This is a genomic window from Bacillus cereus group sp. BfR-BA-01379, from assembly GCF_022663605.1.
GTDB lineage: Bacteria > Bacillota > Bacilli > Bacillales > Bacillaceae_G > Bacillus_A > Bacillus_A mobilis.
This window is the reverse complement of sequence record NZ_JAKUFT010000062.1, coordinates 17,394-30,612: the sequence shown is the minus strand read 5'-3', so window position 1 is coordinate 30,612 and position 13,219 is coordinate 17,394. Positions and strand designations below refer to the sequence as shown.

Genomic DNA, 13,219 nt, shown 5'->3' with positions numbered 1-13,219 from the left:
TCACAAGTTATGCATGACGTTACTGAATTAATTGATCAAGTGGAGAAAGATGATAACATTCGTGTTGTTGTAATTCACGGTGAAGGGCGCTTCTTCTCAGCGGGAGCAGATATTAAAGAATTTACATCTGTTACTGAAGCGAAGCAAGCGACTAAATTAGCACAGCTTGGACAAGTTACGTTTGAGCGTGTTGAAAAATGTTCAAAACCAGTTATCGCGGCAATTCATGGAGCGGCACTTGGCGGCGGCCTTGAGTTTGCTATGTCTTGCCACATGCGCTTTGCAACTGAAAGTGCAAAACTGGGTTTACCTGAATTAACACTTGGCTTAATTCCTGGATTTGCAGGTACACAGCGATTACCGCGTTATGTTGGGAAAGCGAAAGCTTGTGAAATGATGTTAACAAGTACACCGATTACTGGTGCAGAAGCATTAAAATGGGGACTGGTTAATGGAGTTTTTGCTGAAGAAACATTTTTAGATGATACGCTTAAAGTTGCAAAACAGATTGCTGGAAAAAGCCCAGCGACGACTCGTGCTGTACTAGAGTTATTGCAAACGACGAAATCGTCTCATTATTATGAAGGTGTACAACGCGAAGCTCAAATCTTTGGTGAAGTATTTACGGGTGAAGATGGAAGAGAAGGTGTAGCAGCGTTTTTAGAAAAGCGTAAACCTTCATTTAGTGGCAGGTAGTTCAATTATTTTTTTAATATAAATTAACGGAAAATTAGAATTGATAGAATCTTTCTGAAAAACAAGGGGGTAAATGGAATGAACATCTACGTACTCATGAAACGAACATTTGATACAGAAGAAAAAATCGTAATTAAAAACGGTGCAATTTACGATGGCGAAGCGGAATTCATCATCAACCCTTACGACGAATATGCGATTGAAGAAGCAATTCAAGTAAGAGACGCACAAGGTGGCGAAGTTACTGTTGTAACAGTCGGTGGCGAAGAAAGTGAGAAAGAACTTCGTACGGCATTAGCGATGGGCTGCGATAAAGCGGTATTAATTAATATTGAAGATGATGTTGAAAATGGTGACCAGTTCACGACAGCAAAAGTACTTGCTGAATATTTAAAAGATAAAGATGCAGATTTAATTTTAGGTGGGAACGTTGCAATTGATGGTGCATCTGGACAAGTTGGTCCACGTGTAGCTGAAGCGTTAAATATTCCATACGTAACGACAATTACAAAACTTGAAATTGACGGTACAAATGTGAAGATTGAGCGTGATGTTGAAGGTGATACGGAAGTGATTGAAACTTCATTACCAGTTTTAGTAACAGCACAACAAGGTTTAAATGAACCGCGTTATCCATCGCTTCCAGGTATTATGAAAGCGAAGAAAAAGCCACTAGAAGAAGTAGAATTAGATGATTTAGATTTAGAAGAAGATGATGTGGAAGCAAAGACAAAAACAATTGAAATCTATTTGCCTCCTAAGAAAGATGCAGGAAAAGTGTTACAAGGCGAGCTGCAAGATCAAGTAAAAGAACTTGTATCGTTGCTCCATACAGAAGCGAAAGTAATCTAATAAAATACGAAATTATATATGCAGGAGGGAAAATCTATGGCTCGTAAAGTATTGGTAATGGGTGAAGTTCGTGATGGATCGCTACGTAACGTTTCGTTTGAAGCGGTAGCAGCAGCAAAAACAATTGCAGAAGGCGGTGAAGTAGTAGGTCTTCTAGTTGGAGACAGCGTTGCCTCTTTTGCAAATGAATTGATTCATTACGGTGCAGATCGCGTTGTGACAGTTGAAAATGATAAATTAAAATCATATACATCTGATGGGTATGCACAAGCGTTTTTAGCTGTATATGCTGAAGAAAAGCCAGAGGGTATTGTATTTGGACATACAGCACTTGGTAAAGATTTATCACCAAAATTAGCAGCGAAGCTTGAAGCTGGTCTAGTTTCTGACGTAACTGCTTTAGAGGTTGAAGGTGGAAATGTTATCTTCACTCGTCCAATCTACTCTGGTAAAGCGTTTGAGAAGAAGATTGTAACAGATGGTATCTTATTTGCGACAGTGCGTCCAAATAACATTGCAACGCTTGAAAAAGATGAGTCTCGCAGTGGTGATGTATCTTCTATTACGGTAGATGTAAAAGACCTACGTACAATCATTCAAGATGTCGTCCGTAAAACTGCAGAAGGTGTTGATCTTTCTGAAGCGAAAGTTATTATCGCTGGCGGACGCGGTGTGAAGAGTGAAGAAGGATTCAAGCCATTAAAAGAGTTAGCTGACGTATTAGGCGGTGCAGTTGGAGCATCTCGTGGTGCCTGTGACGCTGAGTATTGCGATTACTCATTACAAATTGGTCAAACTGGTAAAGTTGTTACGCCAGACTTATACATTGCATGCGGTATTTCGGGCGCGATTCAGCATTTAGCTGGTATGTCTAACTCGAAAATAATCGTTGCGATTAATAAAGATCCAGAAGCAAGCATCTTCAAAGTAGCTGACTATGGTATTGTTGGCGATTTATTTGAAGTGTTACCTCTTTTAACAGAAGAGTTTAAAAAGTTAAAAGTACATTCATGATTTGAGTACCCTTGAGTTCCAAGTGAAGTACCCCTATATATAGAAAAAGGTGAGAGATCCCCTGTCTCTCATCTTTTTAGTATGTAATCCATATTTTTATATAGTATAAAGGAACACTTTTTTGTTACAATACATAACGATACATATTATTCGCCACGTATATAAGTTAATGATATACTCTTGGTAGAATATACTTGAAGGAGGAAATAAAATGGCAATTGTAAACGCAAATGACCAAAGCTTCGCATCTGAAACTAGCGAAGGTGTTGTATTATTAGATTTCTGGGCACCATGGTGTGGACCTTGTAAAATGATCGCTCCTGTATTAGAGGAAATTGATGCAGAACTAGGCGAAAAAGTAAAAGTAGTAAAAGTAGACGTGGATGAAAACCAAGAAACTGCTCGTCAATTCGAAGTAATGAGCATTCCAGCTCTTTTCGTATTAAAAGACGGTAAAGTAGTTGATCAAGCGTTAGGTTACAAACCGAAAGAAGCGTTAGTAGAATTAGTTTCTAAACACTTCTAAAATAAAGGAGCTGCCATTTGGCAGCTTTTTTTATTTTCCTTTTTTACACCTTTCCGTTACAATGGAAGAACGTATGTTGGGTGTTTTGGCATAGTATGTTTTCATGTGAAAATAAAAATGCTAAGCATGTAGAAATGGAGGGTGACGAGTGCACGAACATTTAAAAGAGAAGCTGGCTATTTTACCAGATCAACCTGGTTGTTATTTAATGAAAGATAAGCAAGGAACGGTTATATATGTCGGAAAGGCAAAAGTGCTTAAAAATCGTGTGCGCTCGTACTTTACTGGTTCACATGATGGAAAAACACTTCGGCTTGTAGGAGAAATTGTAGATTTTGAATATATTGTAACCTCCTCAAATCTAGAGGCTCTCATTTTAGAGTTAAATTTAATAAAAAAACATGATCCAAAATATAATATTCAATTAAAAGACGATAAAACATATCCTTTTATTAAAATTACAGCTGAGAAACAGCCGCGATTACTCATTACACGAAACGTAAAAAAGGATAAAGGAAAGTATTTTGGTCCTTATCCGAATGCACAATCAGCTCATGAAACGAAAAAATTGCTAGACCGTATGTATCCGCTTCGTAAGTGCTCAAATATGCCTGATAAAGTTTGTTTATATTATCATATGGGTCAATGTTTAGCACCTTGTGTGAAAGAAGTGACGGAAGAACAAAACAAAGAAATTGTAGATGAAATTATTAAGTTTTTAAATGGTGGACATAAAGAAGTTCGTTCAGAATTAGAAACAAAGATGTATGAAGCTTCAGAGAAACTAGAATTTGAACGCGCAAAAGAATTACGCGATCAAATCGCGCATATTGATGCGATTATGGAAAAACAAAAGATGATTATGAGTGACTTAGTGGATCGTGATGTGTTTGGGTATGTAGTTGATAAAGGATGGATGTGTGTTCAAGTTTTCTTCGTTCGAAAAGGAAAGCTAATTGAACGTGACGTTTCTATGTTTCCAATTTACGACGAACCAGAAGAGGGGTTTTTAACGTTTATCGGTCAATTTTATGAGAACAGCAGTCATTTTAAGCCGAAGGAAGTTGTTGTTCCAGGGAGTATAGACTCAGAGCTAGTAGAGCGCTTTTTAGAAGTGGAAGCGACACAGCCGAAACGTGGTAAGAAAAAAGATCTTGTAGAATTAGCAAATAAAAATGCGAAGATTGCTCTTGAAGAGAAATTCTATTTAATTGAACGTGATGAAGAGCGAACGATTAAAGCGGTAGATCATTTAGGGAAACAGCTTGGGATTGAAACACCTTATCGTATTGAGGCGTTTGATAACTCAAATATTCAAGGGACAAATCCTGTTTCTGCAATGATTGCTTTTATTGATGGGAAACCAGCTAAGAAAGAATACAGGAAATATAAAATTAAAACGGTTCAAGGACCGGATGATTATGAGTCTATGAGAGAAGTTGTGAGACGCCGTTATACAAGGGCACTGAAAGAGAGTTTGCCTTTACCAGATTTAATCATTATTGATGGTGGAAAAGGTCATCTGGCAGCTGTAAGTGATGTTTTAGAAAATGAACTCGGTTTATATATTCCGATGGCAGGCCTTGTAAAAGATGACAAACATAAAACCTCCCATTTAATTATTGGGGACCCACCTGAACCCGTGATGCTTGAGCGAAATAGCCAAGAATTTTATTTGTTGCAGCGCATTCAAGATGAAGTGCATCGATTTGCGATTACATTCCATCGTCAATTACATGGGAAATCTGTCATTCAATCAGCACTGGATGATATTCCAGGAATCGGTGATAAACGGAAAAAGGTATTGTTAAAACATTTTGGTTCATTAAAGAAGATGAAGGAAGCTTCTGTAGCTGAATTTGTCGAAGCAGGTATGCCGAAAAATGTCGCAGAAACGATTTATACTTATTTAGCGGATAAGAAGACGTTGTAGTTTACAACGTCTTCTATTTTCTGGTATAATTTCTGAAGATTTAAAATAAATCTAACTGAATGAAAATACAAAAAAGTCAACTAAACTTATATGTCTAGTTGACTGTAGGTAATGCTACACTTCAATGAGATCTTTTATATCCCATTTCACAAGAAATGTAATAGAGTCTGAACGTTTTTTCTTTTCTTCATAGGACTCTGCAACGACGTTTCGTTGTTTTTGAATTTGTTCAGCGATGAATCCAGCTTCTAATTGATAAGAAGAATGTCTGTTTTGTTTTTGGCGTTCAGCGATGAGTGTGCCTTTAAGTTGGAACTGCATTTCACGACGCTTATGTTCAATAATGCTTAAAGTGCCCCAGCCAGCTTTTTCGAAGAACTGAATGACTTCTTCAGTTGTTTCTAGTGGATATTTTCTTGCAAGGTTTCTACCGGACCAGTATAAAATACCATCTAAATCGTTACCGATTAAATCAGGTAGTAATTCTTCACGTAGCAATTCATAAGCGAAGGCGTTCAATGAAACATCTTCTAAAGATGTTGTATCGATTGTATTTTTACTCACAATATTCCCCTCTTTCTATAGGGATTATTATATAACATTTCTCATTTATAAAAACAGATTTTTCTTTGGGAAAATCTGAATATATAAGAAGAAAAAAAGAATTGGCAAATTATATGCAAATTATGTATACGTTTTCTTGACGCTTCGACAAAAATAGGAGTAAAATGAATTTGGTATCAAATTATGCTGAAATATTTCGAATAATTTTTTCAGTTTTTCTTATGCCAATAGTGAAAAAACATTATTGTTGTAAACTAATCTGAAAACAGCAGTCAAACATTCAAGGGGGGTAATGGGGACATGAAAGGCCGCGAGTATACGTTTCGTAAGTGGCACTCATTAATGGGGGTCATCCCGGTTGGTGTCTTTTTGACGCAACATTTAATTGTAAACAACTTTGCAACACGAGGAGCAGAGGCTTTTAACAAAGCTGCAGGCTTTATGGAGCTCCTTCCATTCCGGTACGCGCTAGAGATTTTCATCATCTTTTTACCGATACTGTACCATGCTATATATGGCTTATATATTGCATTTACAGCTAAGAACAATGCGGTTTCTTACGGTTATTTCCGTAACTGGATGTTCGTCTTCCAAAGAATTTCAGGTATCGTTACACTGATTTTCATTTCTTGGCACGTCTGGGAAACTCGTATTCAAGCAATGTTAGGTAAAGAGGTAAACTATGATATGATGGCAGATATTTTAAACAATCCAGCTATGTTTGCATTTTACTTAGTCGGTGTTGTTTCAACAATTTTCCACTTTGCAAATGGACTATGGACATTCTGCATCAGCTGGGGAATTACAGTATCTCCACGTTCACAAAGAATCTCTACTTATGTAACATTAGCTATTTTCTTAGGTCTATCTTATGTAGGTGTGAGTGCATTATTAGCGTTCATCGATCCACAGCTAGCAAACCAGTAAGGAGTGGGAGAGCATGAAAGGGAAACTTATAGTAGTCGGCGGTGGCTTGGCTGGCTTAATGGCAACGATTAAAGCGGCGGAAGCAGGAGTAAATGTTGAACTGTTTTCTTTAGTACCAGTAAAACGTTCGCATTCTGTATGTGCCCAAGGTGGAATTAACGGTGCCGTAAATACGAAAGGTGAAGGGGATTCTCCATGGATCCACTTTGACGATACAATTTATGGTGGGGACTTCTTAGCGAACCAACCACCAGTTAAAGCAATGTGTGAAGCAGCACCTGGTATCATCCATTTAATGGACCGTATGGGTGTTATGTTCAACCGTACGGAAGAAGGACTTCTTGATTTCCGTCGTTTTGGTGGAACACAACATCACCGTACAGCATTTGCTGGTGCAACAACTGGACAGCAATTACTATACGCATTAGATGAGCAAGTACGTCGTCATGAAGTAGCAGGACTTGTAACGAAATACGAAGGTTGGGATTTCTTACGAGCTGTTGTGGATGACGAAGGTGTGTGCCGAGGAATCGTTGCACAAGACTTACAAACAATGGAGATTAAAAGTTTCCAAGCTGATGCCGTGATTATGGCAACAGGGGGCCCTGGTATCATCTTTGGAAAATCAACTAACTCTATTATTAATACAGGTACAGCAGCTTCTGCTGTATATCAACAAGGCGCATATTATGCAAACGGCGAGTTCATTCAAATTCATCCAACGGCAATTCCTGGAGACGATAAATTACGTCTTATGAGTGAATCTGCACGTGGTGAAGGTGGCCGTGTTTGGACATATAAAGATGGTAAACCATGGTACTTCCTAGAAGAAAAATATCCGGCTTACGGAAACCTTGTACCTCGTGATATTGCAACGCGTGAAATCTTTGACGTTTGCGTAGAGCAAAAACTAGGTATTAACGGTGAAAACATGGTGTACTTAGATCTTTCTCATAAAGATCCGAAAGAACTAGATATTAAACTTGGTGGAATTATTGAAATCTATGAGAAGTTTACAGGTGATGATCCTCGTAAACTACCAATGAAAATCTTCCCAGCAGTTCACTATTCAATGGGCGGACTATGGGTTGATTATAAGCAGATGACAAGTATTCCAGGTTTATTTGCAGCAGGTGAGTGTGATTATTCTATGCACGGTGGTAACCGCCTTGGTGCGAACTCACTATTATCAGCAATTTACGGTGGTATGGTAGCAGGACCGAACGCGATTGAGTATATGAAAGGTCTTTCTAAATCATCTGATGCTGTTTCATCTACTGTATATGAGCAAAATGAATTAATCGAAACAGAGAAATTTAACAATATTTTAACGCTTGATGGTAACGAGAATGCGTATGTTCTTCATAAAGAGCTTGGAGAATGGATGACAGATAACGTTACAGTAGTTCGTGAAAATAAAAAGTTACTAGAAACAGATGCGAAAATTGAAGAGCTAATGGCTCGTTACAAACGTATTAACATTAACGATACAGCAAGATGGAGTAACCAAGGTGCTTCATTTACACGCCAACTTGCGAATATGTTTGAGTTAGCACGTGTTATTACAATTGGCGCATATAACCGTAATGAGAGCCGCGGAGCACATTACAAACCTGAATTCCCAAATCGTGATGATGCAAACTTCTTAAAAACTACGATGGCGAAATTTGAGGGAGAAGGAAAAGCACCAGCATTCCATTACGAAGAAGTGGATGTTTCCTTAATTAAACCACGTAAACGTGACTATTCTTCAAAACATGATGTAGCTGCTAAGGGTGAAGAGAAGGGGGATAAGCAACATGTCTGAGAAAACAATCCGCCTCATCATTACGAGACAAGATGGACCAGATGCACAAGAGTTTGACCAAGAGTTTGAAATTCCATATCGTCCAAATATGAACATTATTTCGGCACTGATGGAAATTCGTCGTAATCCTGTTGATTCAAAAGGAAACCAGACGACTCCGATTGCATGGGATATGAACTGTTTAGAGGAAGTATGTGGCGCATGTTCGATGGTGATTAACGGAAAACCACGTCAATCATGTACAGCTCTTATTGATCAGTTAGAACAACCAATTCGCTTAAAGCCGATGAAGACATTCCCAGTTGTACGTGACTTACAAGTTGACCGTAGTCGCATGTTTAACGCTCTAAAACGCGTTAAAGCTTGGATTCCAATTGATGGTACATATGACTTAGGACCAGGACCAAGAATGCCTGAGAAGAAACGTCAATGGGCTTATGAGCTTTCAAAATGTATGACATGTGGTGTTTGCTTAGAGTCATGTCCAAACGTAAATAGTAAATCTGACTTTATTGGACCAGCACCGTTATCACAAGCTCGTTTATTCAACTCACATCCAACAGGTGAAATGCATAAAGCAGATCGCTTACGTGCAATTATGGGAGATGGCGGACTTGCAAACTGTGGTAACTCTCAAAACTGTGTGCAATCATGTCCAAAGGGTATTCCATTAACAACTTCAATTGCGGCATTAAACCGTGATACAACAATTCAATCGTTCAAAGATTTCTTTGGTAGCGACAATAACTATTAATAAATATTGCCTCTTCATGTTGAAGAGGCAATATTTATAACTTTATTTTTCTGTTTATTCTGTTTATTTTAAGGCGAAAAGGAGAGGGAACAATGAAGAGAATTTCTTATATTGAAGACTTTGAGCAATGGGAAAGTGGTTTTTCATTTTATAGTCCTGTAAAAGTTCGTTTTGGTGAAGTAGATATGTTTGGACATGTAAATAATGTCGTTGCCTTTACTTATTTTGAAGAAGCACGTATTGCACTGTTTAAAGAACTTGGATTTATGCAAGAATGGACGCATGAATCTTCAGAAACGATGATCGTTGTAGCAGATTTACAATGTAATTTTATTAAGCAAATATATTTTGATGAACAGTTGAAAGTATATGTAAAAGCGGGATCGGTTGGGAATTCTTCTTTAGATTTGCATTATATGGTGAAGAATGCAGCAGGAGAAGTTTGTTTAGTTGGTCGTGGAATGATGGTTCAAGCATCGAAAAAAACGGGAAGAGGCGAACCATGGCCTGAAGAGTGGAAGAAAAAATTACTACAATGATAGAGTGAAAGAAAAATAAGAGAGCAATTTGCTCTCTTATTTTTTGTCTTCCATCGCTTCTTCTAATGTTAAATGATGTTTATATATGTATGTAGCGTATGGATTGCCAACGTAGCGCAAATGCCACGGTTCGTATGCATATTCTGTTGTTTCTGTTTTATCTTCTAAATAACGAATGACAAAGCCAAATTCATGGGCATGTTTTGCAACCCATTTTCCTTCGGCTGTCTCTCCAAAAATAGGCTCTAATTGGAATTTAGCAGATTTTGAACTAATATCCATTGCTAAACCAGTTTGATGTTCACTCGTACCAGGAATGGCACTTACTGAATCAGCTTCAGCTTTTCCTTGACGTCTAACGTATGTGTCATGTAATGATTTTTGGCGTTTGTAGGAACGATAACCAGATACAGCTGTAAGTTCAAGTCCTTCTTTCTTTGCCGCTTCAAACATATTTTCAAGCGCATCTGCAGCATCTTTGCGCAGTAGCGTTTTTTCTTTATCTTTTGGACTAGTAAATGGTACGTTCGGTCTTGTTAAGTCTTCAGGTGTGTATCCGTCTGGTAGTTTTCGATGTTTATTAACTAAGACAAGATTAGACTCTGGATTTGTTACAACGGAAAAATCATTGTCTAGCTTCTTTGCATTATGATCAGCTTTTGGAAAAGCAGGAATCTCTTCTTTTTGGTGATTACTATGCTGTTGACTTTCGACAGCTTTCGCCTCATTTTGCAGTGGTGATTTAGAACTAAAGTAAGCGAAAGAAGTGATACCGATTACAATAGTAGTGGCAGAAATAATGATTATCTTTTTCATGATACCTTGTAATCACGGTCCTTTCTTAATGAAATATGTATCGTTTTTTATTATAAGTCTAGTTTACTGAAAAAGAAATATAAGAGTCATAACGTAATAGAAATGCAAAGAAAATGTCAGAAAATGTGTGAAATTGTAGTATTTTTTCATATAATTCATTTCTTATCTTTCATGAAATTCATTTTTTATGTAATATATATACATAAGAAGATGTAGCGATTATCGAGAATGAAGAACTTCTTGTATAGACTAGGAGTGAATGGGAATGGATTTTGCAACACTTATTGGACTCATTTTAGGAGTAGTGGCGGTAGTGGTAGGGATGGTCGTCAAGGGCGCTGACGTAATGGCCTTAGTTAACCCTGCCGCAGCATTAATTATTTTTGTTGGTACATTTGCTGCAGTATGTATAGCATTTCCGATGAATCAACTAAAGAGGGTTCCAAAATTATTTAAAGTTCTTTTTGGTTCTAATAAAAAAGATTTAAGTTATGAACAGTTGCTAGAATTATTTGTTCATTGGACATCTGAAAGTAGAAAATACGGTATTTTGTCTTTAGAGCAGCAATTAGATAAAATTCAAGATGAATTTCTTTTACGTGGTATGAAATTTGTGATTGATGGCGTATCCGCAGAAGATTTAGAGCAGATTTTAGAAGCTGAATTAGAAGCAATTGAAGAAAGGCATGCAAAAGGAGCGGCAATTTTTTCTCAAGCTGGTACATATGCACCGACATTAGGGGTTTTAGGTGCTGTTATTGGTCTAGTAGCTGCACTTGGCAATCTAACTGATATTGAAAAGTTAGGTCACGCTATTTCGGGTGCGTTTATTGCAACGATTTTTGGTATTTTTTCAGGTTATGTATTATGGCATCCATTTGCAAATAAATTAAAGCAAAAATCTGCAGATGAACTAGAGAAAAAACGTTTAATTATTGATTGTTTATTAATGTTACAAGAGGGTACATATCCGTTTATTATGAAGAACCGCATTTTAGGTGCACTTTCTGCAACTGAGCGTAAAAAGCTTGAAAAAGGAGCAGAAAAAAATGCGGAGTAAAAAAAATAGAAGAGGCAAAAAGAAAAAACACGAAGAACATATCGATGAAACTTGGTTAATCCCTTATTCTGATATGTTAACGTTGTTATTTGCATTGTTCATCGTTTTATTTGCGATGAGTAGTATAGATGCTGCGAAGTTCAAACAGATGGCAGTAGCGTTTCGAAGCGAATTAGCAGGTGGAACAGGAAATAAAGAATTTTTAAGTGATCAAAAGCCGAATGAAGAGAAAGAGTTATCGGCAAACAGTCTAGAATCTGAGAAGATTAAAAAGAATGCTGAAGCTGAAGTAAAGCAGCAAGAAATGAACGAATTAAAAGCGGTACAAAAAGGTATTGATAAGTATATTGAGGAAAATCAATTATCTTCTTCTTTTAAAACTGATTTAACAGAAAAAGGACTAAAGGTAACGATATTAGAAAATGTACTATTTGATTCTGGGAAAGCGGACGTGAAATTAGAATCGCTAAGTATTGCAAAAGAAATGTCTAATTTACTTGTTTCAGCATCACCTCGTGAAATTACAGTATCTGGTCATACGGACAATGTTCCTATTGCAAATGCGCAATTTGCATCGAATTGGGAATTAAGTACGCAGCGGGCAGTTAATTTTATGCAAGTATTACTGCAAAATAAAGAATTACAGCCAGGGAAATTTAGTGCGGTTGGTTACGGAGAATACCGTTCAATTGCCCCGAACGATACGCAAGAAGGAAAGGCGAAAAATAGACGTGTAGAAGTGTTTATTTTACCTTTAACGAGAAATATGCAATAAAGAGGATGGCGAATGCCATCCTCTTTATTTTGCATCAAATGATTTTAAGTTGTCGCGACGGATTTTATCTTTTTCTGCATCTGATTTTTTGAAATCATAATCATATAAAGCGCCTTCCCAATCACCATACATCGGATTCGGGAAAATAATAAATTTCTCACCAAATTGTGCTTTTGAATCTGCGACTGCTTGATTGCGATCGTTTACAGACTTTCCATCAAAACCAGTGAAATCAGATAAGTTATCGCCGAAGAATAAGACGATATCATGTGTTTGCGAAACGAGTTCACGGCGTTTTTCTTTTCCTTTTTCTTTCGGATCTTGTAGTAATATATGTTCTTTCGTTGCTTGAGGAGCACCTACACGCTCAAGATTTTTAATTGTTGCATCTAGTTGGTTCGTTTTACGATTTGAGATGTAGTAAATATCTACACCTTTAGATTCGGTATATTTTAAGAAATCAATTGCGCCTGGAAGGGCTTCAGCTTCAGCCTTATTAATCCAGTCATCCCATTTGTAAGGATAGCCTTTTCCTGTCTTTACACTCATTGCTTGATGAGGACTGTTATCTAAAACCGTTTCATCTAAATCCAGTACGATAGCAGGTTTTTTCTCTGTCCCTTTTGCAAGAATTACATCGAGCTTTAATTGACCGATATTGTATCCTTGGTAGTAAAGTGCTTTCGTCTCACCAGCTGTTTGATACCATAAATCAGCCATTAATTGCTGGTCTGTTAATTTTGCCTTCTCTTCTTTCGCCACAGTTTTCTCTTGTGTTCCTGAACATGCTACAAGCGATGTAGATAGAACTGCTACAGATAATAAAGTGGTAATGCCCCTCTTCATCTTCATATGTATCCTCCTCGATGTTAGAAAATCAGTTAATATTATATATCGAAAAATAATATTTTTTGTATGAACATTTGCATATTGTCTTTTGTATATATAGTAGTATG

At 37.3% G+C, this 13,219-nt stretch carries 14 protein-coding genes; 11 read left to right on the top strand and 3 right to left on the bottom strand.

The window, feature by feature from the left end; all coding sequences use genetic code 11:
• The 5 genes from MR113_RS20395 to uvrC form a co-directional block, all read left to right on the top strand.
• Positions 1–696 (top strand): enoyl-CoA hydratase (locus tag MR113_RS20395; protein ID WP_242256478.1); only part of this gene is annotated, 696 nt, incomplete at its 5' end.
• A gap of 78 nt (positions 697–774) precedes the next feature.
• Positions 775–1,548: an electron transfer flavoprotein subunit beta gene (gene etfB, locus MR113_RS20390; protein WP_063261310.1), complete on the top strand. Its 774-nt coding sequence runs from the start codon at positions 775–777 to the stop codon at positions 1,546–1,548.
• A gap of 36 nt (positions 1,549–1,584) precedes the next feature.
• Entirely contained in the window at positions 1,585–2,562 is a 978-nt protein-coding gene (gene etfA, locus MR113_RS20385) for an electron transfer flavoprotein subunit alpha (RefSeq protein ID WP_061677092.1), read from the top strand.
• Between the two features lie 211 nt (positions 2,563–2,773).
• Complete coding sequence (gene trxA / locus MR113_RS20380; RefSeq protein WP_001018946.1) at positions 2,774–3,088, top strand: thioredoxin; 315 nt, start codon at positions 2,774–2,776, stop codon at positions 3,086–3,088.
• A gap of 148 nt (positions 3,089–3,236) precedes the next feature.
• Positions 3,237–5,021, top strand: a complete 1,785-nt coding sequence (gene uvrC / locus MR113_RS20375) for an excinuclease ABC subunit C (RefSeq protein ID WP_242256476.1) — start codon at positions 3,237–3,239, stop codon at positions 5,019–5,021.
• A 114-nt stretch (positions 5,022–5,135) separates the two neighbouring features.
• On the opposite strand, the gene MR113_RS20370 is transcribed toward uvrC, so the two are convergent.
• Positions 5,136–5,585 (bottom strand): YslB family protein, encoded by a 450-nt coding sequence (locus MR113_RS20370; RefSeq protein WP_000042227.1) that lies wholly within the window; start codon positions 5,583–5,585, stop codon positions 5,136–5,138.
• A gap of 300 nt (positions 5,586–5,885) precedes the next feature.
• Here MR113_RS20370 and sdhC point away from each other — a divergent pair, with 300 nt between their 5' ends.
• The 4 genes from sdhC to MR113_RS20350 all read left to right on the top strand — a co-directional run bounded on the left by sdhC (position 5,886) and on the right by MR113_RS20350 (position 9,612).
• Positions 5,886–6,512 (top strand): succinate dehydrogenase cytochrome B558, encoded by a 627-nt coding sequence (gene sdhC / locus MR113_RS20365; RefSeq protein ID WP_000678354.1) that lies wholly within the window; start codon positions 5,886–5,888, stop codon positions 6,510–6,512.
• A 13-nt stretch (positions 6,513–6,525) separates the two neighbouring features.
• Positions 6,526–8,319 (top strand): succinate dehydrogenase flavoprotein subunit, encoded by a 1,794-nt coding sequence (gene sdhA / locus MR113_RS20360; protein WP_061677094.1) that lies wholly within the window; start codon positions 6,526–6,528, stop codon positions 8,317–8,319.
• Complete coding sequence (gene sdhB, locus MR113_RS20355) at positions 8,312–9,073, top strand: succinate dehydrogenase iron-sulfur subunit (protein WP_001291830.1); 762 nt, start codon at positions 8,312–8,314, stop codon at positions 9,071–9,073. The genes sdhA and sdhB overlap by 8 nt, the downstream gene beginning before the upstream one ends.
• A 92-nt stretch (positions 9,074–9,165) precedes the next feature.
• Complete coding sequence (locus tag MR113_RS20350; RefSeq protein ID WP_242256474.1) at positions 9,166–9,612, top strand: acyl-CoA thioesterase; 447 nt, start codon at positions 9,166–9,168, stop codon at positions 9,610–9,612.
• Between the two features lie 36 nt (positions 9,613–9,648).
• Here the strand turns inward: MR113_RS20350 and MR113_RS20345 are convergent, their stop codons facing one another.
• The gene (locus MR113_RS20345; protein WP_242256472.1) at positions 9,649–10,428 is read right to left on the bottom strand and encodes a M15 family metallopeptidase; all 780 of its coding nucleotides are present in this window, start codon (positions 10,426–10,428) and stop codon (positions 9,649–9,651) included.
• 265 nt (positions 10,429–10,693) lie between these two features.
• Between MR113_RS20345 and motA the strand changes: the two genes are divergently transcribed.
• Positions 10,694–11,488 (top strand): flagellar motor stator protein MotA, encoded by a 795-nt coding sequence (motA, locus tag MR113_RS20340; protein WP_242256470.1) that lies wholly within the window; start codon positions 10,694–10,696, stop codon positions 11,486–11,488.
• Positions 11,478–12,263 (top strand): flagellar motor protein MotB, encoded by a 786-nt coding sequence (gene motB / locus MR113_RS20335; RefSeq protein ID WP_242256469.1) that lies wholly within the window; start codon positions 11,478–11,480, stop codon positions 12,261–12,263. The genes motA and motB overlap by 11 nt, the downstream gene beginning before the upstream one ends.
• Before the next feature lie 24 nt (positions 12,264–12,287).
• Here the strand turns inward: motB and MR113_RS20330 are convergent, their stop codons facing one another.
• Positions 12,288–13,115, bottom strand: coding sequence for a 5'-nucleotidase, lipoprotein e(P4) family (locus MR113_RS20330; RefSeq protein WP_242256467.1), 828 nt, complete (start codon positions 13,113–13,115; stop codon positions 12,288–12,290).
• Positions 13,116–13,219: the final 104 nt, after the last annotated feature.